The organism is Lacihabitans soyangensis, assembly GCF_024343775.1.
In the GTDB taxonomy this organism is placed as follows: domain Bacteria; phylum Bacteroidota; class Bacteroidia; order Cytophagales; family Spirosomataceae; genus Leadbetterella; species Leadbetterella soyangensis.
In genome coordinates, this window is the sequence record NZ_RJUF01000176.1 from 32,285 (window position 1) to 56,340 (window position 24,056).

The following is a 24,056-nucleotide window of genomic DNA, read 5'->3' on the forward strand; positions in this document are numbered from 1 at the left end:
GGGCTTTCGCCCTTTTTTTATAATATCTCCGCCACTTTCTCGTCTTCCTGTGCAAAAGGCTGCTTGTATAAACGCTTGCCCGTTGCTTTGAAGATCGCATTGGCCAATGCTCCGCCTGTAGGTGGTAATGCTGGCTCACCCAAACCAGTGGGATCTATTCCATTATCTATGAAATGTGCATCAATTTCTGGAACTTCGTTGAACCTTATCAATCTGTATTGGTCAAAATTCGTTTGTTTCGGAGCTCCGTTCTCGAAGTTTAGATTTCCGTACATGGCATGTCCAAGTCCATCCACAATAGCACCATAGATCTGGTTTCTTGCCCCACTTTGGTTGATTACTATTCCGCAATCGGTTACCGCAAAAACTTTCTTGAGCGTAGGTTTGCCTTTTTTCATTTCTACCTCGGCTATTTGAGCCACGTAAGAATTATGAGAAAAATATACGCTAAAGCCTTGATGCAAACCTTTCTTGGCACTCCCCCACTTCGCTCTTTCTGCTACGGTGGTGATCACTTTTTCGAACCTCAAAGGCTCATAAGTTATTTTACCCACAGGTTTTTCAATCGCCTTTTTGAGTAATTCCAAACGCAGTTTTACTGGGTCTTTTCCAGCCGCAAAAGCAATCTCATCAATAAACGCCTGCTCGGCATAAGCCAAGAAATTGGTAATTGGTGCTCTCCATGGACCTGTCGTAATATCCGACTTATAATCAGCCGATTCTATCAATACATTTTCTATTGCACCAACTGGAAAATTATCTTGCCTAGTAGAATTTCCAGCATTCAATCCAACTCCTTTCAGTGCAAAACCAGTTACATTACCAGCTTTATCAATTGAAGCCTTAAATTTATATCTTACAGCCGGACGGTAAATTCCACCACTCATGTCGTCTTCACGTGTCCACATGAGTTTTACAGGTGCTTTTATCAAAGACGAAACCTCCGCCGCTTCAAGAGCGTAGTCGTTGTTCAGTCTTCTACCGAATCCGCCTCCCATTTTGGTAAGCTCTACTGTGATATTTTCAACAGGTATATTTAGCAACTTAGCCACCTGATTTTGAGCAGATTGTGGCGTTTGAGTTGGCCCAACTAATTTTGCTGAATCCTTTTTCACATCCGCAAAAAAGTTCATTGGTTCCATCGGACTATGCGACAAAAACGGACATTGATACTCAGCCTCAATGATTTTATGGGCTTCAGCAAAAGCCTTTTCTATATCACCGTCTTTTCTTCTCACCTCAAAAGGACCGTTTTTCATCATATCGGTAAAGATTTGGTTGTGCTTTGTATCGCTTTCCAATTCTTTCGTATTTGTCCAATTGATGGTCAGCACTTTACGGGCTTTCATAATTGGCCAATTCGACTTACCAATAATGGCCACTTTGTCTTTAAACGAAATCACATCTATAACTCCATCGATTTTCTTTGCTTCGGTGGCATCAAAATCCTTTAATGTCTGTCCAAAACCTTGTGGTCGCACGATTTGAGCATATAGCATTCCAGGCTGTTTGTAATCCATGCCATACTTAGCCTTTCCAGTAAGTACGGTTTTGTTGTCTACACTCTTAATAGTCTGACCAATAAGCTTAAACTCCTTGTTCGACTTCAATGGAATCTCTTTTGGTATTTCCACCGAAACGGCATCATTTACCAACTCACCATAGCTGATTTTTTCACCTTTTTCGTTGATAACAAACCCTTTATCTGTTTTCAGTGTAGTGGCAGACACATTCCATTTTTTTGAAGCCGCTGCTACCAATGCATATCTACCAGTTGCTCCTGCTTTTCTTAGCCTTTCCCAAGAATGCTTAATGGCCCCACTTCCGCCAGTGAGCTGTCTTTCAAAACGTTTAATGTCTAAGTCAGCTTGTTTTACCACGACTTTTTCCCAATCCACGTCCAATTCTTCTGCCACTATCACTGCAAAAGCAGTTTTTATGCCCTGGCCAATTTCTGGATTTGGCGAAAAAATAGTAATCAGGTTGTTACTGTCGATGGTTAAAAAAGCATTGCTAAGCAATTCGTCTTTGACATTCTCCATACTGATAATTTCTGCAGCAGAATTACCTAAACTGTTGAAGCCAATCACCAAACCTCCAGAGGTCAATAGCATGTTTTTCAAAAAGTCTCTTCTGTTATTTTTCATCTTTTTTGAAGTTTAGCTGCAAGTTTAACGGCCTCATTGATACGGTGATACGTGCCACATCTGCAAATATGAGCAGACATAGCCATAGAGATTTCTTCCTCATCAGGATTAGGATTCTCTTTCAAAAGAGCGGCGGCAGTCATCATCTGACCTGACTGGCAGAAGCCACATTGTGGTACATCCAAAGTATCCCAGGCTTTTTGCACAGGGTGGTCTCCGTTTTCGGACAAACCTTCGATGGTCGTTATTTCTTTACCAATGGCCAAAGTGACTGGCGTAACGCACGAGCGAGTAGGCATGCCGTCAATATGAATGGTGCAAGCTCCACATTGAGCCATTCCACAACCATATTTGGTACCCGTAAGATCGAGTGTATCTCGAAGTACCCAAAGCAGAGGAGTATCCTCAGATACATCTACCTTTAGTTTTTTTCCGTTAATGCTAAGTGAATATTCTGACATTTAATGGTTGATTTTGTACGTCTAAATTACAAAATATTAACCAAAAAAAGCAATTAAGGTTTTAAATTACGAAACATTGGCTTTTTTTGTAGACAAAAAGCTCATTATAAAGGCTATGAGTCCAAAAACAAGAATAAAAAGAATGCCCGTCATGGTGTGTAAAAATGTAGCCAAGCTGATACCGTCTTGATTAGAAAGCCCGTAAAGAGCCACTATTTTACCAACCAAAAGATGGTAACTTCCAATACCACCAATAGTCGGAACAGCCATACCGATGGATCCCATCACCAAAATCGTCAAAACTGCTAGAAAACTCAGAGAGTCTCCCAAAGAAACCGCCTTGCAGAGCAAATAAGTAGAGGCGTAATACATGGCCCAGATAAAAATGGTATGCAGAAAAAACTGAGTGGATTTTTCAATTTTAAGTACACTCAACAAGCCACTTCTTAGACCTTCAGTGAAGTCAAATATCTTTTTTATGAGTACAATTTTTAGAAACTTCTCTTTGTTTTTTTGAAAAGTAATTAATCCCAAAACACCAAAAAGAATTAGTCCTCCGGCAATAGTAAGTAGTTTGATGGGATTTTGATTGCCAAATAGATCAACAAAAAGGGACTGTATCCTTCCAAATTCTAACAAGAGATTTATCAAAACCAAAACGCCTAAAATCAAAACATCTATAATTCTTTCGGCTATTACTGCTCCAAAAGACTTGTCAAAAGGCACGTTTTCACTTTTTTGCAAACTTGCCGACCGAGCCAATTCTCCAGCCCTTGGAAAAACCAAATTGGTCAGGTAACCTATCAAAACAGCTATGGAAGTATTTTTTAAAGATGGTTTATAACCCATTGGCTCAAGCATGATATTCCATCTTGCCGCACGGCTTATGTGAGCCAACAAAGCCAAAATGGCAGCAAAAAGCACCAATACATAGTTGGCATCCTTAAAACTTTGTAGGGTTACGAGTAAATCGATATCCTTAAAGACCCAATTCAGCAAGGCCAAGCCCAAACCTACTGGCAGTATGTATTTTAATGCTTTTTTCAAACTGCTGATTATTAAGAAACTACGCGATTGTTCTCGTCAGGGAAAACTACTGTAGGTTTGTGAGCCGCTGCTTCTTCTTGGGTCATCCAAGCATAAGAAATGATGATGATGATATCTCCTGGTTGTGCTTTTCGGGCGGCAGCTCCATTCAAACAAATAATACCTGTGTTTCTCTTGCCTTTTATGGCATAAGTCTCTATTCTTTCACCATTATTATTGTTTACGATTTGTACTTTTTCATTTTCCATAATGCCCGCCGCTTCTAAAAGTGCCTCGTCTATGGTTATACTTCCTACGTAATTGAGTTCCGCTTGCGTAACTTTCACTCTGTGTATTTTCGACTTGAATATGTTAACTAACATACAACCTGTATTTTTTTATGCAAAAATACAACCATAATAATGAAATAACAATAAGACTAAAAACGAGAATTCTACGTAAACCCAAAAAAATGAAAGAAAATCGACTCCAATTAATTTTTGCCTTATAGCTATTTCCAACCATCCTCAAACCTATCCTGATAGGTTTTTTGATGCTTGTCATACCTATTTTGCAAAATTTAATTTCGTCAGAATGTCTATTGATTTTTTTGGGTTAAATTTGCAGTTCAATAACAATACGTATGTCTAGAGCTCAAGTTTACTTTACAGCTGGTCCAGCAGAACTATACCCCAAGTTTGAAGAATATTTACAAGAATTTGTGGATTTGCAAATAGGGTCGATTTCGCACAGAAGTGGTCAATTCAAAAAAATCTATCAACATACCGACGAGCAACTGAGAATATTGATGAATATTCCTGAAGAAAATGCCATCATGTTTACTGGTTCGGCCTCCGAAATCTGGGAAAAATTAGTACTTAGCACGGTAGAACACGAGTCTTTTCATTTGGTAAATGGTTCATTCTCAGCTAAATTTTACCAATATGCCCAAATGTTACAAAAACATGCCACGAATTTTGAAAAACCGCTAGGTCAAGGATTTTCTTACGGAGAGATAGCTGTTCCAGAATTTGCAGAATTGATTTGTACTACGCAAAACGAAACTTCCACAGGTTTACAAATGCGTGAGGCTGACATACACAAACTCAAACGAAGCAATAACGATAAATTGATTGCGGTGGACATGGTTTCATCAGCTCCAATTCCAAATCTTGACTTTACGGTAGTAGATACTGCTTTTTTCTCGGTTCAAAAGAGCTTCGGAATGCCTGCTGGTTTGGGAGTTTGGATAGCCAACGAAAGATGTCTTGAAAAAGCCAAACAACTCAAGTCCAATGGAATAAACATCGGAGCTCACCATGATTTGCCTACCTTGTGGAAGTTTGCCAAAGAATTTCAAAATCCAGCAACACCTAATGTAATGGGGATTTTTATTCTCGGTAAAATTGCCGAAGACATGAACAAAATTGGCATTGAGAAAATCAGAAAAGAGACTGACGAAAAAGCCAAGAAACTGTATAAATATTTCGAAAACAAAGCAGGTTACAGTTTATCCGTAAACGAAAGCGAGCTAAGATCGAGAACAGTGGCAGTCATAAACACCGAAAAACCTTCTTCTGAAATAATCAATTATTTGAAAGGCAAAAATATGGTAATCGGCTCAGGCTATGGCCCGGGCAAGGATTCTCAGATTAGAATCTCCAATTTCATTGCTAATAGTGCCGAACAAATAGATAATTTATTAAAAGAAGTTGAAAAGTTTTAGAAAATATTGGTTTTCAAAATAAAAACTCCTAATTTTGCAGCCCAATCGAGGAATAATTAGATTTAATCAATAGAGAAATGAAAAAAGATATTCATCCAAATTATAGAGAAGTAGTATTCTGGGACTTGACTTCAGACGAAAAATTCTTGAGCCGTTCATGTGTTGACACTAAGGAAACAATCGTTTTCGAAGATGGCAAAGAGTACCCAGTTTGTAAAGTCGAGGTTAGCTCAAAGTCGCACCCTTTCTATACAGGTAAAAACGTATTATTAGATACTACAGGACGTGTTGATAAATTCAACAAACGTTACGGAAAGAAATAATTCGTACAAAAAAAGTTTAAAAAGCCTTTTCGAAAACCCGAAAAGGCTTTTTTATTGAGAAAAACTTGATAAGACCCTTGGCAAAAAGAACAAAAAAAGCCAAATACACACTTAAGCCACGAATAAAACGTGGACTCAAATTGTTGCTCCTTCTGACGAGCCCAATTCTGCTTTACATTTGTTATTACGCCTACAAGGAATTCAAAGCCGGGCTTATAAAGTATAAAGCATTTGGCGTTTATATTCCAAACCAATACGAAATTCACGGCATAGATGTATCCCACTATCAGCAGATTATCAATTGGAAGTCTGTAAAAGCCATGAATATAGAAGGTGTCAACATCGACTTTGCTTTTCTCAAAGCCACTCAAGGCACACAAACCATTGATTTACAATATTTCCAAAACAAACTAAGAGCAAGAAAAGCCGATGTACCTGTAGGTGCCTATCACTTTTTTGTGGCCAGCAAAGATCCTGTCCAGCAAGCCAACCTTTTCAGCAAAGTGGTTCAAATCAAGAAAGGCGATTTACCACCTGTGGTGGATATCGAAAAAGAGTATCATCAGTCGAGTGAAAAAATTAGAAAAAGTCTAAAAACTTGGCTTAGGTTGGTAGAAAGAAAATACGAGGTAAAACCCATTATCTACACCAACGTAGATTTTTACAAAAATCATTTGGAGGGTTATTTTGAAAGCTACCCAGTCTGGATTGCTCATTACACCAAACTTAGAGAACCCAATATCGAAAAAGATTGGACATTTTGGCAATTAAGCGAAGAAGCTACAGTAAACGGTATAAATGGCAAAGTAGACTTCAACGTCTTTAATGGCACCAGAGAAGAATTTGAAGAACTCAAAATCAAATAGTTGACTGTGGTTTTCTTTTTAACAAGATGGGATGAAGAAACACAGACAACAAAACCAAAACCCCACCCAAATAAAATTGAGTAGACATTCGTTCCCTATCTCCAAAAATAAAATAAGCCAACACTACGCCATAAACGGGTTCCAGATTTAGGCTCAGATTTACTGTGAAAACTGAAATCTTCTGCATGATTTTTATCATTTGAGCATGCGGAATAACAGTACATACTAACGCCAGAACCAATAACCAAATCCAATCTGTTTGGCTCATTACTAAATCTTGTTTTTCGAAAAATATCAAATAAAACACCCAACAAACCACGAAAGCTGCCGTTAACTCATAAAAACTAATCAGCTGACTATCAAACCTATACGTAAGTTTTGAGTTGAAGATCGTAAACGCAGCACATAACAAAGCTCCTAAAAGACCGATGAGAATTCCAGCCAAGTATTGGGCCTCAAAACTAAACATGATGGCTACACCTACCACTGCCAACAAACCCAGCATTATTTCTTTGAAATCTAATTTCTTATTGCCCAAAACCGGCTCCAATAAACTCGTAAAAAATGAAGTGGTGGAAAAAGTAACCAAACTTATGGCTACCGTGGATATTTTAGCTGAACCAAAAAAACACAACCAATGTAAACCCAAAAGAAATCCTACAAAAAATATCAGCCCCAAGTCTCTCAGACCTATCTTTAAATTAACTTTTCTAAAATACAAAATTAGAAACAAGGCTACAGCCGCCACCAAAGTTCTATAGAAAACTACCGCTAAAGTACTGGCTTCTATGAGTTTACCTAGAATTCCTGTAAAACTCAATAACAAAACCAAAATATGTAATTTTAGATAATCCCTCATAATTTCTTAAAAAGAAAACCCACCAATTGGCGGGTTCTATTCTATTCTACCTTTAATATTTTTTACTGCTCTATGAGTTCCGTTGGTTTCACTCGACTGGGCTGAGCTTTTTTTTTACTTTTTTCCTCTCTTCTTAACAATATCCTTTGTTTCAAACTCATCCATTTTTCATAAAGGCTTGATTCTTTTATGAAATCCCAAAACTCAGGTTTTTTACCTTCAGTAATGACAGTTCTTACCTCGTCAGCATCATATTTCATTCCTGTACAAAGGCAATGAGCTCTGTTTGTACGGTTCAGAATATCAAAATTCACACAGCTCGAACAACCCTTCCAAAACTCGTCATCCTTTGGCAATTCAGAGAAAGGAACAGGCAAATAACCCAACTCTGAGTTGATCTTCATTACGGCCAAACTGGTAGTAAGTCCAATGATTTTGGCATCAGGATATTTTGTTCTCGAAAGATTAAATGCCTTAGCTTTTATGGAGGTCGCAATCCCACTCTTACGGTGGTTAGGATGGACAATTAAGCCTGAGTTGGCCACGAACTTTCCGTGTTCCCAGGTCTCTACATAGCAGAAACCCACCCATTCACCATCTAAAGTAGTGGCTATAACGGCTTTGTCTTCCATCATTTTCAGGCGGAGATACTCTGGCGAACGTTTGGCTATACCCGTACCACGGGCTTTTGCACTAAGCTCCATCTCTGAACATATTTGTTCTGCGTAATTCAAGTGATTTTCGTCGGCTACTTGAACTATGTAATTGCCAATAATACTTTTTTCTATTGTACTCATCGTCATTTGAGAGGGCCTTTACCCTTAATGGAGACGGTGTATCCGCGATTGTTAAAGATGAAAAAAATTGAGATAAAGAACAAAGGCGATTCGCTTATGAGCAAAATACCTCATGCTTGGGTCCTTGCGGACCGCATTCGTCGGAAGGGTGATATTGGAAGATTAATCTTTACCATTCTTTGTTTAAGTCGATGCAAATATAGAATGAATTCCAATCTTACAATAATTATTAAACTTATTTTTTTGTCAATAAATTGTTAAGATTCTCTGTCAGTTCAACGGCTGAGCATTATTAACGCCTATTGTCATCGTTCTCAAACATGCTCAAATAGCTCATATAACGACTTTCTGATATTTCTCCAGCCTCCACAGCATCTTTGACTGCACACTTGGGTTCGTTGATATGCAGGCAGTTATGAAATTTACACTGACCCAACAAATCTCTAAATTCAGGAAAATAATGAGCGAGTTCTTCATTTTCAATATCCACTAAACCCAGTTCTTTTATACCCGGCGAATCTATGATGAAAGTTTTATTGGGCAACTGGAACATTTCCGCAAAAGTGGTAGTATGCACCCCTTTACTCGAAAAATCTGAAATTTCAGAAGTTGCCAAATCCAAATCTGGATCTAAAATATTGATAAGCGTGGATTTACCTACGCCAGAATGCCCCGAAATCAATGAAATTTTATTGGCCAATTTGGCAAGTAATTCATCAATACCTTTTTTGGTCAAAGTAGAAGTAGACACACAGTCATAGCCCAAATGCGTGTATAAGTCCATCAAAGCATCCTGGAAAATGACACCCTTTTTATTCAAAAGATCGAATTTATTGAAAACAATCAAAACAGGAATTCTGAAAGTTTCGGCCGTCACTAAAAATCTATCAATGAAACCCAGCGAAGTTTTGGGACTAGCCAAAGTAACAATCAGTACCAATTGATCAATATTAGAGGCTAAAAGATGTCCATGAGCAGTTTTGTGTACAGACTTCCGGATGATGTAGTTCTTACGCGGAAGAATTTCCTTTATCATTCCGATGTTTTCGTCCTCCAAATCAAAAACCACCTTGTCTCCAACCGAAAGTGGATTGGTAACTTTCAAATCTTTGATTTTGAACTTGCCTTTCAAGCGACACGAAAAAAGCGTATTTTGCTCATCTCTGACCTCATACCAGCTACCTGTTGACCTAAATACAGTACCTATTTTGTTTTCCAAATGTTTGGGTTTAAATACAAACAAAACTAGCTTAATTTTTTCTTAATTTAAAACTTATGCCTTTTAATAAAAAAATTATACTTTTTTAATAGTTTGGTTTAATATTTGAAGAAATAACCTAGAATAATCAGCTATCAAAAAAGATTTGACCTTAAAATAAGATTTTAAGGAAATTTTAAGTAGTTGTTAAAACAAATTTTGGATTATTTACGTTATTTGGTCTAATAAACACAAAATATCATGAAAAAGGGAGTATTATTCGGATTAGCAGCTTTGGCTGTTGGGGTGGTAGTTTTAACTTTGGGCAAAAAAGAAAAACCTTCTAATAATCCAAAGCCATCCATTTACAAATGATTGAATATCAGATATTCAAGAATGTTTGTATTTAAAGATGCTAAAAAATACTTTTTAGCAGGTAGAACCCTATTGCCTTATAATTACGTCCTTGCATCACACAATTAGACCTATTTTTTCCCTTTCACCTATTTCTTTTTTGATTTCAGAATAAAATACCGAAATTTGATTTTCATCCTTAAACTAAAAATCAAATGTTTGAAACGCTCATCTTCGAAATTAAGGAAGGTAAATGTTATATTACCCTCAATCGCCCAGAGGTATTCAATGCCCTGAACAATAAGCTATTAACCGAACTGAATGAGGCTTTCAATGTATGCAGGAACAATGAAACTGTAAGAGTGGTGGTGCTCTCAGGTGGAGAAGGCAAGGCCTTTTGTTCTGGAGCCGACTTAAAGTCCGGAATAACTGACCCTAACCTTGGCAAGGTTTTAAAGGCCACTTACAATCCGCTCATCACCAACATGAGAGCGATTGAAAAACCGATTATTTGTAAGCTCAACGGTATGGCAGCGGGAGCTGGTATGTCACTTGCTTTGGCCTGTGACATGATTATAGCCGACAAGAACACCTACATGACTGAGCTCTTTGTGGGTATTGGACTTTTGCCAGATGCCGGATCTATGTATTTTCTACCGAGAATGATTGGTACTCTGAAAACGTTCGAACTTTGTAGCACTGGTCGTAAGGTTTTCATGGACGAAGCTCTTCAACTGGGTTTGGTAAACAAAACCGTCGATTCAGCGTTTTTAGAGGAAGAAGTCGAAAAAATGGCTGATTTTTATGCAAAAGCCGCCACCAAAAGCATCGGATTAATGAAAAATATTCTCAATAAATCATTTGAAAATAACCTTGAAGGTGTTTTAAATCTTGAAGCAGAAGGCCAAACCCAATGTGGATTTAGCAATGATTTTGTGGAAGGTGTGATGGCTTTTTTACAAAAGAGGGAACCTAATTTCCAAGGCAGATAATACGAATGTATATTCTTGGGAATCAATATTTCAGACATTCTAGATCGTTCTAATTATAAAATCGAAATATTTTTTAGGATTAAATCAAGTTGGAACCATAAAACCTTCAACCCAAAATACAATGTTAGAAGTGCTTTTTATAAATTAGCTTTTTGGTACAACAAACACCGAGTATGTCAGAAACAATTAAAGAACGAAGTTTGAATTTCGTAGAGGAAATCATAGAAGCAGATTTGAAGTCTGGAAAACACAATGGCAGATTGCTTACTCGTTTTCCACCCGAGCCCAATGGCTATCTTCACATTGGTCATGCCAAGTCGATATGTCTGAATTTTGGCCTCGCTCAAAAATACGGCGGTGGTACCAACTTACGTTTCGACGATACCAATCCGGTAACTGAGGACACAGAATACGTAGATTCCATTAAAAACGATTTGCGTTGGTTAGGTTTTAACTGGACCAACGAAATGTACGCTTCTGACTATTTTGATCAGCTGTTTAAATATGCGAAAAAACTCATAACCAAAGGTTTGGCTTACGTGGACGACAGCTCAGCCGAAGAAATGGCTACACTAAAAGGAACACCAAACGCCCCTGGTGTTGAGAGTCCGTTTAGAAACAGGACTGTTGAAGAAAATTTGAATTTGTTTGATGGTATGGCCAATGGCGATTTTGCGGAAGGAAGCAGAGTTTTAAGGGCCAAAATTGACATGACATCGAGCAACATGCTCATGCGTGATCCCATTATTTACAGAATTAAATTCGCTGAACACCACCGTACCGGAGACAAATGGTGTATCTATCCAATGTATGACTTCGCACATGGGCAGTCTGATTCTATCGAAGGTATCACCCACTCCATATGTACACTTGAATTCGTTTCTCACAGAGAATTGTATGACTGGTTTCTCGAAAAACTGGAGATTTTTCCTTCAAAACAATATGAATTTGCACGCCTAAACCTCACTTACACCGTAATGAGTAAGCGTAAATTGCTGCAATTGGTGAATGAAGGACACGTGACGGCGTGGGACGACCCTCGAATGCCGACAATTTCAGGTATGCGTAGAAGAGGATATACAGCCAAGTCTATTGTTGATTTTTGTGATAGGATAGGCATTCAAAAACGAGACAACCTCATAGATGTCAGCCTTTTAGAGTTTTTTGTTAGAGAAGATTTGAACAAAACCTCTACAAGAGTAATGGCCGTATTTGACCCGCTCAAAGTTGTCATTACTAATTTGCCAGACGGAGTTGTAGAACCTTGTAGTCTTGAAAACAATCCTGAAGATCCAGAGTCGGGACATAGATTGGTGAATTTCACGAAAGAAATTTATATTGAGCGAGGAGATTTCATGAAAGAACCTCCTGCCAAATACTTCAGACTTTCTCCAGGAAAAATGGTAAGACTTAAAGGAGCTTACATTATTCAATGCGACGAAGTCATTGAAAACGAAGGCGGGAGTATAAAAGAACTTCGTTGTAGTTACATACCTTCATCCAAAAGTGGAGCCGACGAAAGCGGAATTAAGGTGAAGGGAGTTATTCAGTGGGTAAGTGCCTCTGAAGGTTTGAAATCAGAAATAAGAATCTACGATAGGCTTTTTAAGGTAGAAGATCCAAGTTCTGAGGAGGGTGACTTCAAAGAATATATCAATGAAAACTCTTTGGAAATAATTACTGCTTATGTAGAACCTGTACTAAAAGATGCCAAGCCTGGTGATAGATACCAATTCATGAGGAATGGTTATTTTGTACCTGATACTGATTTTTCTCCTGAAAACTTGGTTTTCAACAAAACAGTTGGACTCAAAGAAGGTTTTAAAGTTGGATGAAATATTTACAACAAAAATTAAGATAAAATGGGAGGAGGTCCTCACACCGAAATTGAGTTTTTAGATGGTCCTAAATCGAGATGGACAGAGCTGAAATTTACTTTTAATGTCTTCAAGGAGTTTATTAACGGCTTCAGAACCCTGCATTTTGTTGGGCCCTGCGTCACTATTTTTGGCTCCGCTAGGTTTACCGAAGATAACAAATTCTATCAAGATGCCCGGAAAATTGGGGCTGGATTGGCTAAACTTGGATTTACAATATTAACGGGTGGCGGACCGGGAATCATGGAAGCTGCCAACAGAGGAGCAAAAGATGTTGGCGGAAAATCTGTAGGATGCAATATAGTACTGCCTTTCGAACAAAAACCAAACCCATATCTCGATAAGTGGATGGATTTTGAATACTTCTTTGTCAGAAAAACCCTTCTCATCAAATATTCCTACGCTTTTGTGATTTGCCCGGGTGGATTTGGCACCTTAGACGAATTTTTTGAGGCTTTAACACTTATTCAAACCGGAAAAATAGAGAAGTTCCCAGTGGTGATTTTCGACGATGGGTTTCATTCAAACATTATCGAACATATAAAATTCATGATTGAAAAGAAAACTATTTCCAAAGAAGATGAACATTTGTTTTTGATCACCAATGATGTTGAAGAAGCCATTTCTTATATAAAAAGAAAGACAGAAACTGGTTTTGGATTAAAATATAAACCAATAAAATGGCTGGGTGAAAGTAAGGGTTAAGCCTTTTCTTTTGAAAAAATCAACAAAATCAATCAAAAATAGTATTTTTGGATATTACTAAAGTCTAAATGGCTTTGAATTTAATTCTATGAAATTACTATTATTGTTTTTTGCAATCCATTTTACTGTCCTAGCTCAAAATGGAAGCGAAATTTATCTGTTAAAGTTGACTAAATCGGCTGATGGATATGAGGCTAGAAATCCTTTAAACATCTCTAATAGAAGTGGTTACGATAACCAGCCCGGTTTTCATCCCAAAAAATCAATCGTTTATTTTAGTTCACAAAGCAACGGTCAAACCGACATTTGGGCGTATAATTATGCGGCAAAAAAACTGACTCAAGTTACAAACACTGAAGACTCTGAATATTCCCCAACCGTTACTTCTGACCAAAAATACATCAGCTGCATTGTTCAAAGAAAATCTAATGGTGATCAAGACTTGGTGAAATTCTCCATCGATAATCCCGAAAAGACACAGATAATTTTAGAATCACAAAAGGCTGGTAAAATCGGATACCATGCTTGGAGTCAGAATAACGAATTAGTAACATTTGTTTTGGGCGAACCCAACACCTTACAATTGTTCGAAAATCAGTCAAAATCTGGAATTGTTCTTGGAAAAAACATAGGGAGATCTCTACATTATGTCAAAAGTAAAAAAGCATTTAGTTTTGTAGAAAAAGATGGAGAGAATTGGAATCTAAAACTATTGAAACCTCAAAATCAAACGGTTACAACTTTCGCCGAAGCCCTTAAGGACTCAGAATATTATAATGCTTGGAATGATGCAGGGGTGCTATTTAGCTCGAAGGATAAAGAACTTTTCTTTTTTGAAACGAAATCAAATACTTGGAAAAATGTAACCCTACCCTATGGTTTTCCGTCTAATAAAATAAGCAGATTGGCCATCAAAGGTAATCTTTTAGCATTGGTAATAAACGAATAAATTAACAAATTAAACATTCATAATTAAGTATTTAGACACAAGAGATTTGAATATTTCATAGCGTCTTTGCGACTTAACGGTAAATTATAAACAAATGAAAAAACTACTCATAACCCTATTATTTGCTCAAACGGCTTTGCTTTCTTGTCAGACCGACGAAGGCAACGAAAAACTTGCGGAAGCTGGTGAAACAGTTGGAAAATCAGCCGCCACCATAGCGAAAAGCGTTAAATCAGGAATAGAAAAGGCCACTAAAATCAATATTGACATTTCTGAAAACCTGAAAACCAGGGGATTATCTACTGGAAAAGTTACTTTGGGCAGTAAAGGAGGTAGACATAATGTCTTAAATGTCTATATGATTTTCGAAAAAAGGATTAATAGAAACGTGACCATGAAAGTATTGGATGCTGATGGATTAGAACTAGGACGCACCAAAGTATTGGTAAAAGGCGAAGCTGGTGATGCCAAATTTGTGGATTTTGTGTTTGATACCAGAACCAATATCGACCGCGACAATAAGATTGTGATGGAATAACTGTTCCATCTTTCTTTCGAAGATATTCGCTTCATTTTATGACCAATGAAGCATTTTATAATGATTTGTCCTATTATTTGTGGTCAAATGGAAGCGTAATTTTGCATCAAACCAAAGAAAGAATGACAAAAGGAATTTATATAGCATCCATTGAAGATCACAGTGGAAAATCGCTCGTTTCGTTAGGTCTAATGCAAAATCTACTCGGAAAAATGCCGAAAGTGGCCTATTTCAGACCCATTGTAGAAAGCAAAGAGTCAGACAACCACACACAAATAATGCTTACGCACTTTGACCTCAAACTTACTTATGATCAAGTTGTTGGACTAACACATATTGAAGCTGTAAACCTCATAAATAGCGGAGAAACAGGTGAATTGATAGACCTCATCATAGCAAAATACAAGCAATTGGAGGAACAATTCGATTTTGTATTGGTAGAAGGTTCCGACTTCTCTGGCGAAGGCAATCTGGTAGAACTTGATATCAATGTACTGATAGCCAAAAATTTAGGCTTACCAGTTATATTAGTAGGTAACGGAGTTGGCAAAACCAAAGAGGAGCTAACGTCCAGCATGAAGCTAGCTTACAACTCTTACCGCCAAAAAGAGGTTCAAATTATAGCCATCATCAATAACAAAATCCTTCCAGAAAATTTAGATATTGCAAACTCTGCAATGAGGAGTTTTCTACCTGATAATATTGAGGCATATGCTATTCCAAGAATAGACGCTTTACTAAATCCTACGGTTCAGGAAGTTGCGGATGTTTTAAATGCAAAAATATTATTTGGCGAAGAGTTTCTGGGAAATCAGATAGGCTCCATGGGTGTGGGTGCTATGCAACTGAGAAATTACCTACCACAAATAAAAGGGGACAACTTGGTTATTACTCCCGGTGACCGAGCTGACATCATTTTAGGTGTTTTACAAGCCAATATTTCTAAAAGTTACCCCCGAATAGCTGGAATCATCCTTACTGGTGGTCTTTTGCCCGAAGAACCCATCATCAAACTCATAGAGGGCTCTCCACAGATTGTCCCGATTTTGTCTGTAGAAGAAGGAACTTTCCAAGTAGCAAATATTGTAGGTGATTTAAAATCTAATATTTACGCCTCAAATACAAAAAAAATACTGACCTCAATAGAGACATTTGAGCATAATGTGCCTATCCATGCCCTTTTGGAGAAACTAATGAACTTTGAGAACAAAGGGCTTACGCCGAGAATGTTTCAGTATAGTTTGGTAAGAAAAGCACAGAAAAACAGAAAGCACATTGTATTGCCCGAAGGAACCGACGAAAGAATCATCCATGCCGCTGCGAGACTTATTAAATCCAATCTGGTAGAGATTACACTTTTGGGAAATCCAGAGCAAATCAAAGAAAAAGCCATTCAGCATGGTATTTCGTTGGATTTTAGCAAAATACATGTAGTTGATCCAGTAAAATCTCCGAATTTTGATGATTACGTAGAAACCATTTACCAGCTGCGTAAACACAAAAATGTAAACATGGACATTGCGAGAGACCTCATGTCTGATGTTTCGTATTTTGGAACGATGATGATTCACAAAGGTCATGCAGACGGCATGGTGTCTGGTGCAGTACATACCACGCAGCATACTATTAGACCGGCTTTGCAGTTTATAAAAACCCGTCCTGGGGTAAATATTGTTTCTTCGGTATTCTTTATGTGTTTAGAAGACAGGGTTTCTGTCTTTGGCGACTGTGCCATTAACCCCAACCCTACTGCCCAAGAATTGGCCGAAATCGCCATTTCCTCCGCCGAAAGTAGTCAAGCATTTGGCATAGAACCCAAAATCGCCATGCTCTCCTACTCTTCGGGCACCTCAGGAAAAGGCGAAGATGTAGAAAAAGTAAGAGAAGCCACTGAAATTGTAAAAAAAATGCGACCAGACCTGAAAATTGAAGGGCCGATACAATACGACGCTGCCGTAGACATGGAAGTTGGGAAAAGTAAATTACCAAACTCAGAAGTGGCAGGACAAGCCAGTGTGTTGATTTTCCCAGATTTAAATACCGGAAACAACACCTACAAGGCTGTGCAAAGGGAAACCGGAGCATTGGCCATTGGCCCTATGCTTCAAGGACTTAACAAACCCGTAAACGATCTCAGTCGAGGCTGTACGGTAGATGATGTGTACAATACGGTGATTATCACGGCCATACAAGCACAAGATTTATGAAAAAAATATTGGTTATAAATTCTGGAAGCTCCTCATTGAAGTTTCAGCTGATTTCCATGCCTGCAGAGACCATTTTGGCCTCAGGCTTGGTGGAGAGAATTGGTATGGAGGACGCCAAATATAGTTTTGAGTCGCTAAAGAACAAAGATACTCGTGTCCTAAAAATAAAAGACCATCACCAAGCATTGGAATTGGCCGCAGTTTTTCTTTTGGACATAGGCTCCGGTGTAATATCTAGCCCAAAAGAAATTGATGCCATAGGCCATCGTGTGGTGCATGGAGGTAAACATTTTTCGGACACTACACTGATAACCAAAGAAATAAAAGAAAAAATTCATCAATTGGCCAGTTTGGCTCCTTTGCATAATCCACCGAATTTGGTCGGAATAGAAGTAGCCGAAAAGATATTTCCTGATGCCAAGCAAGTGGCGGTTTTTGATACGGCCTTTCATCAAAGTATCCCAGAAAAAGCCCACCGGTACGCCATTCCGAATGAACTTTACGAAAAAGAACACATCAGATTATACGGCTTCCACGGCACCAGCCACAAATATGTGAGTGAAAAAGCCTTGACTTATTTGAACAACCCAAATGCAAAAATCGTAGTGCTTCATCTTGGAAATGGTTGTAGTGCCACCGCCATAAATGCTGGAAAAAGTGTGGATCATTCTCTAGGTTTTGGTCCACTAACAGGTTTGGTGATGGGTACAAGAAGTGGGGATATAGATCCAGCCATTATTTTGTATTTAATGGAAACCAAAGGTTATAGTTACCAAGAAATCAGCAACTTACTCAATAAAAAAAGTGGCATGCTGGGTCTGACAGGCTTCAGCGATATGCGAGAAATCCAAAAAGGCCATGAAGAAGGTAACCCCGACTGCACAATAGCCCTGGAAATGAATGCCTACAGAATAAAAAAGTATATTGGAGCCTACGCAGCAGCCATGAATGGACTGGATGCTTTGGTATTTACTGCCGGAATCGGAGAAAATAGCTCCATTTTAAGAGAAATGGTTTGTTCTGAAATGGATTTTTTGGGAATTGAGCTTAATCCAAAAAAAAACAATTCGAAAGAAAAGGGAATTAGAGAAATACAGACTGAGGGCAGTAGAGCCAAAATTTTGATAGTACCTACCAACGAAGAACTGGAAATTGCGAAACAATCTTTTAAATTGATAAATTAAAATTTGAGGATTGGCAAAAGAGTGAAACCTAGGGAATTCATATTTAAAAAACAAATAGATGGACCTATTGATTAAGCCCCACAGGGGCGTAATTTTGGTAGGAAAAATAATGATAAAACCATAAAAGCCCAATAGGGGCGACATTACGTTTTTTGCTTTCAAAAATAAACAAAGATCCATCAAATATATTCCCAAATGTGAATTCTCTAGCCAAAAACAAGATTTGTTTAAAATACCCTAAATTTGAACCCTAAAACTTCAACAAATGTCAGAAAACCTCTTTGAATGGATTGGCTATGCAGCATCCTTAATCGTGGCCATTTCCTTGGTAATGTCTTCCATTGTAAAATTCAGGTGGATAAACCTTTTGGGATCAGCACTTTTTGCTGTTTACGGATTCTTGATACAAGCTTGGCCGGTTTGTTTTTTCAACACTGCCATCGTTTTTATAAATCTTTATTTTCTTTATAAAATATATTCAAAAAAAGACGAATTCAAGATTATCAAAACTTCTGATAAAGAGTCGCTACTGCATGAATTTGTAAATTTCAACAAAAAAGAAATAGAGAAAATAAGTCCAGATTTTGATTTCAACCTGAGCCACAAAGATTACAATTACTTCATTACCAGAAACATGGCATTGGTGGGTTTGTTTTTGGCACATAAAGAATCTGATGGAGTTTTAAGCATCGATTTGGATTTTGTGACACCACAATACCGAGATTTTAAAAATGGCAGCTTTCTGTACCAATTTCTCACAGACACCTTTCAAAAATCTGGCATCAAAACTTTAAATGCAATAGGTAAAACACCCGCCCATCAACAATATCTTAAAGAAATGGGCTTTAAAAACAACGGAACTGATGTTTTTGTGAAGCAGATTTAAATTCTTTCCTCTAATTTTACCGAGCCGTAGATTGAACAACCAAAGAGAATGATTGAAACCGAAAGACTTATATTAAGACCTTTAAACCACAGACAACTCGAAAAATACATAAAACTCGATAATTCCTTAGAGGAAGAACTCAAAGTGAAGCCCGCCAAACGAGAAATTTCGCCCGACCTGATGGAAGCTCTAGAGTATTTTATCATGCCCAATGTGGCCAATCCACTAAAAAATCACCTTTTCTTTACGCTTTGGACGATGATTTGGAAAGAAAAAAACTGTTTGGTGGGTGATTTGTGCTTTGTAGGAGAACCCAACGAACTCGGGGAAGTTGAAATTGGCTACGGCACTTATGAGAACTTTAGAAACATGGGCTTTATGTCAGAGGCCGTTTCAGGCATCATCAATTGGTTTAAACCCTATTTAAACGCCGTTTTGGCCTCCACAGAAAAGGACAATCCAGCTTCTGCGAAAGTCTTACTGAAAAACAATTTTGTAACCTACTCCAGCGATGAAACTTTGGTGTATTGGAGGATGGATATTGCGAGGTGAAGGATGTTTTGTGAATTGGATTACGAATCTTAATTTATTTGGCCTCAAAATGCCCTATCGAAACATGCTGAAGAGCTGATTCTACCAATTTCGATAATATTGATTTTAAACATTTACAAAGCCGTGTAAAGTAAAACCAGACAGTTTATTGTCTTATTTTATTCTGAGGCTCAAACTCTCCGAATACACTTAGAGTAGTAAATTCGATTGAAAAGTGGAAAACTTCTTACATCATTTAGGACTACAAACCATTCTTATCTAGCTTCCAAATAGCCTATCGGAACTTGTCGGAAAGCCTAACGAATTGGACATCTACTTTTTTATTAAAAAAGCCAACTCCTAGAAGTTGGCTTTAAAAATAGCTATCTATTTATGTACTTTATATACAATTATTGCGAAAATAATTGCTAAAAGTAAGTTAATAAATATATTTCTAGACATTGATTTTCTATTTAAATCGTCCGATAAAATATAAATAATCAATGCTAAAATTATTTGCAGAACGAGGAAAATGAATAACGGTAATAACGATAATTGGTTGCGATTTAAATAAGTACCTAAAACCATCATTAAATATGGTGAAATCATACCTATAACCTTCAGTACTTTTAAAAGCCCGTTCCTTTTAGCATCGAATATTTTTTCCATAATAATTTAATTAATAGTAACCACAACTGTCCCAACAAATACCAAATGACTGATAACCAGTATTAAATTGATCGTCATAAATTGCCCCTGCAACAGCAGTACACGCAAAAAAGGCCCAAATAGTAGGACTTAAAACCACACATCCCGCAGAAGTGTAGAGAAATTGATTATACGCAGAATTAAGAGTTAAATTCAACTGTGCCTGACAATTCCTGGCACAGTCATCTGGATTCGGTATCATTACCCTAGCTTTTTCGTTGTTTTTTTCATTGAAAAGTAAATATGCGGACTGTAGTATTTTATTCCTCTCTGAAGGTTCGGAACTCCTCAACTCCGGAAATTCATTTTGAAGTTCTATTAAATTATAGTAAATATTCTCCAATTGTTTAATTTTCATTGAAGGTTTATCTTACATTTCTGTTAAAATCTGCTCATATTCCATTCGAGATTTCATACTACTCAGTCTCATTTTAATATCATCAGTTAATTTGAACCCTTTCTTTAATTTGTTGCTAATTTTATCTTTGACAGCAATATTATAAAGGTCTTGAAAGGGTTTTGAATTTGAAATTTTCAAAACCAAATTTTCCTGATCCTTTGCACTAAGTCTTAAACTTTTTGAATTACTTTTTGTGGTAGGTGAATCGATGGGTTTTTCACAAGAAATTAAAAATGTTAGAAGTAGAAACAGTGTGATTTTTTTCATTTTAATTGTTTAATAATCTACCAAATATGAATAACATATTTAACAATTTCTAAATTACTTGGAAAAAATTATTAAACGGTCAGTTTTCAGCCCTGCTACATTTTCCAGATTTCGAAGCATAAAAAAATGATATACCAATCGCAAAAATTTAAAGTTGCTATCCCCATTTGCCAAATATTTCCCACATCTAAGTCTTTTTATATATTATTCCTTTTTTCAAATTCCGCTAACCTCTAAAAAAACTAAACTCCACCTTTCCCTAAAATCCTTCCACCCAACAATATTCCAAACCCAGCTTGCATTGCTCACAGATTGTGCTTTAATTTACTTTTTGGATTACATCAAAACTTCAGCAAACATAAAAATATTCTTTCAGCAATGACCAAAACCTTAGCAGCTTCCGAACTCATACTCAATCCCGACGGCAGTTTGTACCATTGCAATCTTCTGCCTGAAAACTTGGGAGATACTGTTTTTTTGGTGGGCGACCCCGACAGAGTGCCTACGGTTTCGGCTTTTTTTGATACCGTAGATTTCAAGACTCAAAAAAGAGAAATTGTGACGCATACCGGCACCAAAAATGGCAAAAAAGTTACGGTTATTTCGACTGGCATGGGTACTGACAATATAGACATTGTACTGACAGAATTGGATGCTGTAGTGAATATAGATTTGCAGAAAAAACAATTGAAAGATACCCATAAGCAACTCACCTTCATACGTTTAGGCACTTCTGGTTCTTTACAAAAACACATACCAGTTGATAGTTTTTTGGCCAGCACGCATGGTTTAGGAATGGACGGATTATTGCATTTTTACAAAAACTCTGAGGCATTTACTTACAATCCTTTCGTAGAAAAGTTTATAGAAGAAACCGAATGGAGCAGCAAACTTTCGAGACCATATTTGGTTGAAGGAGATGAGGATTTAATCCAAAAAGCCAAGAATTTAGGTTTTTATACGGGTATTACAGCAACAGCCTGTGGCTTTTATGGTCCTCAAGGCAGAGTTTTAAGATTGGATGTGCAAGACAGTTTACTCAACGAGAAGCTTTCCAGATTTGAATACAATGGCTTAAAAATCACCAATTTCGAGATGGAAACTTCAGCCATTTTTGGGCTCTCAAAACTTTTGGGACATAAAGCCATTTCGATAAATTGCATTATAGCCAACCGATTTTCGGGCGAATATTCCAAAGATTACAAGAAATCGGTTCAAATAATGATAGAAAAAGTCCTCAACAGTTTTATTTAAATGTAAAAATTGCCGTTTTGCAGTGAATGAGAAATAGCGTCTTAGCGACCTAGTGGTAAAAAAGAAACAAAATGATAAAGAAAACAATAAATATAGAATACAGTGCTTTTGCCAACACCGAAGAAATGGCAGAATCTGACAGAATTCTGATAAACAGAGCCATTGAAATAGCCAAATTGAGTTATTCGCCCTATTCAAAATTCCCGGTTGGGGCGGCAGTAATGTTGGATTCTGGAGAAATTTTCGCAGGAAATAATCAAGAAAACATAGCATTTCCGTCTGGAACCTGTGCCGAAAGAACTGTTTTAAACTACGTTAATGCCAATTTTCCTGACAAAAAAATAAAGACCATTGCCATAACGGCCACCAATACCACCACCACCGAACCCGTAACGCCATGCGGTTTTTGTAGACAAGTAATTGTAGAAATGGAAATGAAACAAAAATCTCCATTACGCATCATATTGCACAAAATAGGCGGTGAAACCTACGTTTTCGAAACTTCCAAAGCCATTTTGCCTTTGGCATTTGATGACAATGTTTTGAAAAACTAAGCAATCTAATTGGTCATTAGCTCAATTTAAATGGGGAAATAATATGGGTTTAGATAGTGTTGAACTTCTAATGCAAATTGAAGATGAATTTAAAATAAAAATTAGTGATCAAGATGCCCAAAATATATCGACTGTAGGAGATTTGGCAAACTACATTTACCAAAATTCTACCTTTATATTTCCTAACAATTGTTTGAAAATCCGATTACTTAATTCCATCAAATCTGCCTTAACAGTCCTTGAATTTCCAGCCAATCTTGATCTCACTAACACTGTGGGTGAATTCTTAGCAAAAGACGACTTAAAAACTACATGGAAGAAATTAGAGGAAACGTTAAACTTGAAATTACCTGAACTTAATCCTCAAGATTTAAAAGTAGAAAAAATAGAAGATGTGAAAATATTTGGTTTTAATATCATTCGAATAAAGCCACCTATTTTAGATATGACTTTCGAACGGTTAATAGAATGTATTGGAGCACTTAACTATCAAGACTTTATAGACTTCGATAATATTACAAGCTTTTTTGAAATACTAATCGCAGTTATAGGAATTACCCATTTAAAGTCTGGGGTGGATGTCGATGAAATTTTTACATCAAGTTCCTTTACCTATGACCTCGGAATCGATTAATTATCTCAGCCAGACTTAATGCTCCATTTGAATATTTCTTTCCTAAACCACAAAACCTACTAAAATCTTAAATGTTAAAAAATATTTACTAATCAAAATTCAATTCTTATTGTACATTTAATCTAATGTCAGAATAAAAAAGGACATGCAGCGAACCGCTTTTGGCACTGTCAAAATTGTCCTTATTTTTTCTCCAAAATTTACTTTTGGCAGACAAACCTGAAAAAATGTCAGTAAAAATATACCTACTTGGCCTTTGGCTTAGTAATTGTTCATAGGCATTGCAGATAAAATTAAATAATCTTTAAACTTTAAATAGTATTATGTCAGTAAACGTGAAACCTTTAGCAGACAGAGTTTTGATAGAGGCAGCTCCAGCGGAGGAGAAAACAGCCTTCGGAATTATTATTCCTGATACAGCAAAAGAAAAACCTCAAAAAGGAACAGTGGTAGCTGTAGGACCAGGTAAAAAAGACGAGCCAATGTCGGTAAAAGTAGGTGATGCAGTATTGTATGGCAAATATTCTGGAACTGAACTTACAGTAGACGGTAAAGAGTATTTGATCATGAGAGAATCAGACATCTACGCAATCGTTTAATTTCATTTTTAATA

Annotated in this window: 25 protein-coding genes; 16 read left to right on the top strand and 9 right to left on the bottom strand. The window is 37.1% G+C overall.

Annotated features, from left to right (window positions below; translation table 11 throughout):
* Positions 1–17: 17 nt before the first annotated feature.
* From EGI31_RS17510 to panD, 4 genes are all read right to left on the bottom strand, one after another.
* Positions 18–2,147 (bottom strand): xanthine dehydrogenase family protein molybdopterin-binding subunit, encoded by a 2,130-nt coding sequence (locus EGI31_RS17510; protein WP_255038451.1) that lies wholly within the window; start codon positions 2,145–2,147, stop codon positions 18–20.
* Entirely contained in the window at positions 2,144–2,608 is a 465-nt protein-coding gene (locus EGI31_RS17515) for a (2Fe-2S)-binding protein (protein ID WP_255038452.1), read from the bottom strand. Before EGI31_RS17515 ends, EGI31_RS17510 begins: the two co-directional genes overlap by 4 nt.
* A gap of 66 nt (positions 2,609–2,674) precedes the next feature.
* On the bottom strand, positions 2,675–3,655 hold the full coding sequence (locus EGI31_RS17520) for a lysylphosphatidylglycerol synthase transmembrane domain-containing protein (protein WP_255038453.1): 981 nt from the start codon (positions 3,653–3,655) through the stop codon (positions 2,675–2,677).
* Positions 3,656–3,666: 11 nt separating this feature from the next.
* Positions 3,667–4,017, bottom strand: coding sequence for an aspartate 1-decarboxylase (panD, locus tag EGI31_RS17525; protein ID WP_255038454.1), 351 nt, complete (start codon positions 4,015–4,017; stop codon positions 3,667–3,669).
* Positions 4,018–4,277: 260 nt separating this feature from the next.
* On the opposite strand from panD, the gene EGI31_RS17530 reads away from it, so the two are divergent.
* From EGI31_RS17530 to EGI31_RS17540, 3 genes are all read left to right on the top strand, one after another.
* Complete coding sequence (locus tag EGI31_RS17530; RefSeq protein WP_255038455.1) at positions 4,278–5,360, top strand: aminotransferase class V-fold PLP-dependent enzyme; 1,083 nt, start codon at positions 4,278–4,280, stop codon at positions 5,358–5,360.
* Positions 5,361–5,437: 77 nt separating this feature from the next.
* Positions 5,438–5,683, top strand: coding sequence for a type B 50S ribosomal protein L31 (locus EGI31_RS17535; protein WP_255038456.1), 246 nt, complete (start codon positions 5,438–5,440; stop codon positions 5,681–5,683).
* Between the two features lie 77 nt (positions 5,684–5,760).
* Positions 5,761–6,549, top strand: a complete 789-nt coding sequence (locus EGI31_RS17540; protein ID WP_255038457.1) for a glycoside hydrolase family 25 protein — start codon at positions 5,761–5,763, stop codon at positions 6,547–6,549.
* On the opposite strand, the gene EGI31_RS17545 is transcribed toward EGI31_RS17540, so the two are convergent.
* From EGI31_RS17545 to rsgA, 3 genes are all read right to left on the bottom strand, one after another.
* Entirely contained in the window at positions 6,542–7,408 is an 867-nt protein-coding gene (locus EGI31_RS17545; protein ID WP_255038458.1) for a DMT family transporter, read from the bottom strand. The two genes, EGI31_RS17540 and EGI31_RS17545, sit on opposite strands and share 8 nt — an antisense overlap.
* Before the next feature lie 62 nt (positions 7,409–7,470).
* The gene (locus EGI31_RS17550; protein WP_374760702.1) at positions 7,471–8,211 is read right to left on the bottom strand and encodes a GNAT family N-acetyltransferase; all 741 of its coding nucleotides are present in this window, start codon (positions 8,209–8,211) and stop codon (positions 7,471–7,473) included.
* Between the two features lie 286 nt (positions 8,212–8,497).
* Positions 8,498–9,424, bottom strand: a complete 927-nt coding sequence (gene rsgA, locus EGI31_RS17555) for a ribosome small subunit-dependent GTPase A (RefSeq protein ID WP_255038460.1) — start codon at positions 9,422–9,424, stop codon at positions 8,498–8,500.
* 548 nt (positions 9,425–9,972) lie between these two features.
* On the opposite strand from rsgA, the gene EGI31_RS17560 reads away from it, so the two are divergent.
* From EGI31_RS17560 to EGI31_RS17600, 9 genes are all read left to right on the top strand, one after another.
* The gene (locus tag EGI31_RS17560; RefSeq protein WP_255038461.1) at positions 9,973–10,749 is read left to right on the top strand and encodes an enoyl-CoA hydratase/isomerase family protein; all 777 of its coding nucleotides are present in this window, start codon (positions 9,973–9,975) and stop codon (positions 10,747–10,749) included.
* A gap of 173 nt (positions 10,750–10,922) precedes the next feature.
* The gene (locus EGI31_RS17565) at positions 10,923–12,584 is read left to right on the top strand and encodes a glutamine--tRNA ligase/YqeY domain fusion protein (protein WP_255038462.1); all 1,662 of its coding nucleotides are present in this window, start codon (positions 10,923–10,925) and stop codon (positions 12,582–12,584) included.
* A 27-nt stretch (positions 12,585–12,611) separates the two neighbouring features.
* The gene (locus tag EGI31_RS17570; protein WP_255038463.1) at positions 12,612–13,331 is read left to right on the top strand and encodes an LOG family protein; all 720 of its coding nucleotides are present in this window, start codon (positions 12,612–12,614) and stop codon (positions 13,329–13,331) included.
* 88 nt (positions 13,332–13,419) lie between these two features.
* Positions 13,420–14,280 carry a TolB family protein gene (locus tag EGI31_RS17575; protein WP_255038464.1) on the top strand — a complete coding sequence of 287 codons (861 nt, stop codon included), beginning with the start codon at positions 13,420–13,422 and terminating at the stop codon, positions 14,278–14,280.
* A gap of 94 nt (positions 14,281–14,374) precedes the next feature.
* On the top strand, positions 14,375–14,818 hold the full coding sequence (locus EGI31_RS17580; RefSeq protein ID WP_255038465.1) for a hypothetical protein: 444 nt from the start codon (positions 14,375–14,377) through the stop codon (positions 14,816–14,818).
* Between the two features lie 38 nt (positions 14,819–14,856).
* Positions 14,857–17,025 (top strand): phosphate acetyltransferase, encoded by a 2,169-nt coding sequence (gene pta, locus EGI31_RS17585; protein WP_310586224.1) that lies wholly within the window; start codon positions 14,857–14,859, stop codon positions 17,023–17,025.
* Positions 17,022–18,209, top strand: coding sequence for an acetate/propionate family kinase (locus tag EGI31_RS17590; protein ID WP_255038466.1), 1,188 nt, complete (start codon positions 17,022–17,024; stop codon positions 18,207–18,209). Before pta ends, EGI31_RS17590 begins: the two co-directional genes overlap by 4 nt.
* Before the next feature lie 265 nt (positions 18,210–18,474).
* A complete protein-coding gene (locus EGI31_RS17595; protein WP_255038467.1) occupies positions 18,475–19,095 on the top strand; it encodes a lactate permease LctP family transporter in 621 nt (206 codons plus the stop codon).
* 48 nt (positions 19,096–19,143) lie between these two features.
* A complete protein-coding gene (locus EGI31_RS17600; RefSeq protein ID WP_255038468.1) occupies positions 19,144–19,647 on the top strand; it encodes a GNAT family N-acetyltransferase in 504 nt (167 codons plus the stop codon).
* Positions 19,648–20,305: 658 nt separating this feature from the next.
* Here EGI31_RS17600 and EGI31_RS17605 read toward each other — a convergent pair.
* Together EGI31_RS17605 and EGI31_RS17610 are read right to left on the bottom strand one after the other, a co-directional pair.
* Positions 20,306–20,692: a hypothetical protein gene (locus EGI31_RS17605; RefSeq protein ID WP_255038469.1), complete on the bottom strand. Its 387-nt coding sequence runs from the start codon at positions 20,690–20,692 to the stop codon at positions 20,306–20,308.
* A gap of 12 nt (positions 20,693–20,704) precedes the next feature.
* A complete protein-coding gene (locus EGI31_RS17610) occupies positions 20,705–21,001 on the bottom strand; it encodes a hypothetical protein (RefSeq protein ID WP_255038470.1) in 297 nt (98 codons plus the stop codon).
* 378 nt (positions 21,002–21,379) lie between these two features.
* Between EGI31_RS17610 and EGI31_RS17615 the strand changes: the two genes are divergently transcribed.
* The 4 genes from EGI31_RS17615 (at position 21,380) to EGI31_RS17630 (ending at position 24,042) form a co-directional block, all read left to right on the top strand.
* On the top strand, positions 21,380–22,255 hold the full coding sequence (locus EGI31_RS17615; protein ID WP_255038471.1) for a nucleoside phosphorylase: 876 nt from the start codon (positions 21,380–21,382) through the stop codon (positions 22,253–22,255).
* A 71-nt stretch (positions 22,256–22,326) separates the two neighbouring features.
* Complete coding sequence (locus tag EGI31_RS17620) at positions 22,327–22,809, top strand: cytidine deaminase (RefSeq protein ID WP_255038472.1); 483 nt, start codon at positions 22,327–22,329, stop codon at positions 22,807–22,809.
* 43 nt (positions 22,810–22,852) lie between these two features.
* Positions 22,853–23,443 carry an acyl carrier protein gene (locus EGI31_RS17625; protein ID WP_310586225.1) on the top strand — a complete coding sequence of 197 codons (591 nt, stop codon included), beginning with the start codon at positions 22,853–22,855 and terminating at the stop codon, positions 23,441–23,443.
* A gap of 323 nt (positions 23,444–23,766) precedes the next feature.
* Complete coding sequence (locus EGI31_RS17630; RefSeq protein ID WP_255038473.1) at positions 23,767–24,042, top strand: co-chaperone GroES; 276 nt, start codon at positions 23,767–23,769, stop codon at positions 24,040–24,042.
* Positions 24,043–24,056: the final 14 nt, after the last annotated feature.

What these genes read in the sequence shown, in the direction of transcription:
- EGI31_RS17510 (WP_255038451.1), bottom strand. Translation starts at nt 2,147, where the DNA reads ATGAAAAATAACAGAAGAGACTTTTTGAAAAACATGCTATTGACCTCT.
- EGI31_RS17515 (WP_255038452.1), bottom strand. Translation starts at nt 2,608, where the DNA reads ATGTCAGAATATTCACTTAGCATTAACGGAAAAAAACTAAAGGTAGAT.
- panD (WP_255038454.1), bottom strand. Translation starts at nt 4,017, where the DNA reads ATGTTAGTTAACATATTCAAGTCGAAAATACACAGAGTGAAAGTTACG.
- EGI31_RS17530 (WP_255038455.1), top strand. Translation starts at nt 4,278, where the DNA reads ATGTCTAGAGCTCAAGTTTACTTTACAGCTGGTCCAGCAGAACTATAC.
- EGI31_RS17535 (WP_255038456.1), top strand. Translation starts at nt 5,438, where the DNA reads ATGAAAAAAGATATTCATCCAAATTATAGAGAAGTAGTATTCTGGGAC.
- EGI31_RS17545 (WP_255038458.1), bottom strand. Translation starts at nt 7,408, where the DNA reads ATGAGGGATTATCTAAAATTACATATTTTGGTTTTGTTATTGAGTTTT.
- EGI31_RS17550 (WP_374760702.1), bottom strand. Translation starts at nt 8,211, where the DNA reads ATGACGATGAGTACAATAGAAAAAAGTATTATTGGCAATTACATAGTT.
- EGI31_RS17560 (WP_255038461.1), top strand. Translation starts at nt 9,973, where the DNA reads ATGTTTGAAACGCTCATCTTCGAAATTAAGGAAGGTAAATGTTATATT.
- EGI31_RS17565 (WP_255038462.1), top strand. Translation starts at nt 10,923, where the DNA reads ATGTCAGAAACAATTAAAGAACGAAGTTTGAATTTCGTAGAGGAAATC.
- EGI31_RS17570 (WP_255038463.1), top strand. Translation starts at nt 12,612, where the DNA reads ATGGGAGGAGGTCCTCACACCGAAATTGAGTTTTTAGATGGTCCTAAA.
- EGI31_RS17575 (WP_255038464.1), top strand. Translation starts at nt 13,420, where the DNA reads ATGAAATTACTATTATTGTTTTTTGCAATCCATTTTACTGTCCTAGCT.
- EGI31_RS17580 (WP_255038465.1), top strand. Translation starts at nt 14,375, where the DNA reads ATGAAAAAACTACTCATAACCCTATTATTTGCTCAAACGGCTTTGCTT.
- pta (WP_310586224.1), top strand. Translation starts at nt 14,857, where the DNA reads ATGACCAATGAAGCATTTTATAATGATTTGTCCTATTATTTGTGGTCA.
- EGI31_RS17590 (WP_255038466.1), top strand. Translation starts at nt 17,022, where the DNA reads ATGAAAAAAATATTGGTTATAAATTCTGGAAGCTCCTCATTGAAGTTT.
- EGI31_RS17595 (WP_255038467.1), top strand. Translation starts at nt 18,475, where the DNA reads ATGTCAGAAAACCTCTTTGAATGGATTGGCTATGCAGCATCCTTAATC.
- EGI31_RS17600 (WP_255038468.1), top strand. Translation starts at nt 19,144, where the DNA reads ATGATTGAAACCGAAAGACTTATATTAAGACCTTTAAACCACAGACAA.
- EGI31_RS17605 (WP_255038469.1), bottom strand. Translation starts at nt 20,692, where the DNA reads ATGAAAATTAAACAATTGGAGAATATTTACTATAATTTAATAGAACTT.
- EGI31_RS17610 (WP_255038470.1), bottom strand. Translation starts at nt 21,001, where the DNA reads ATGAAAAAAATCACACTGTTTCTACTTCTAACATTTTTAATTTCTTGT.
- EGI31_RS17615 (WP_255038471.1), top strand. Translation starts at nt 21,380, where the DNA reads ATGACCAAAACCTTAGCAGCTTCCGAACTCATACTCAATCCCGACGGC.
- EGI31_RS17620 (WP_255038472.1), top strand. Translation starts at nt 22,327, where the DNA reads ATGATAAAGAAAACAATAAATATAGAATACAGTGCTTTTGCCAACACC.
- EGI31_RS17625 (WP_310586225.1), top strand. Translation starts at nt 22,853, where the DNA reads ATGGGTTTAGATAGTGTTGAACTTCTAATGCAAATTGAAGATGAATTT.
- EGI31_RS17630 (WP_255038473.1), top strand. Translation starts at nt 23,767, where the DNA reads ATGTCAGTAAACGTGAAACCTTTAGCAGACAGAGTTTTGATAGAGGCA.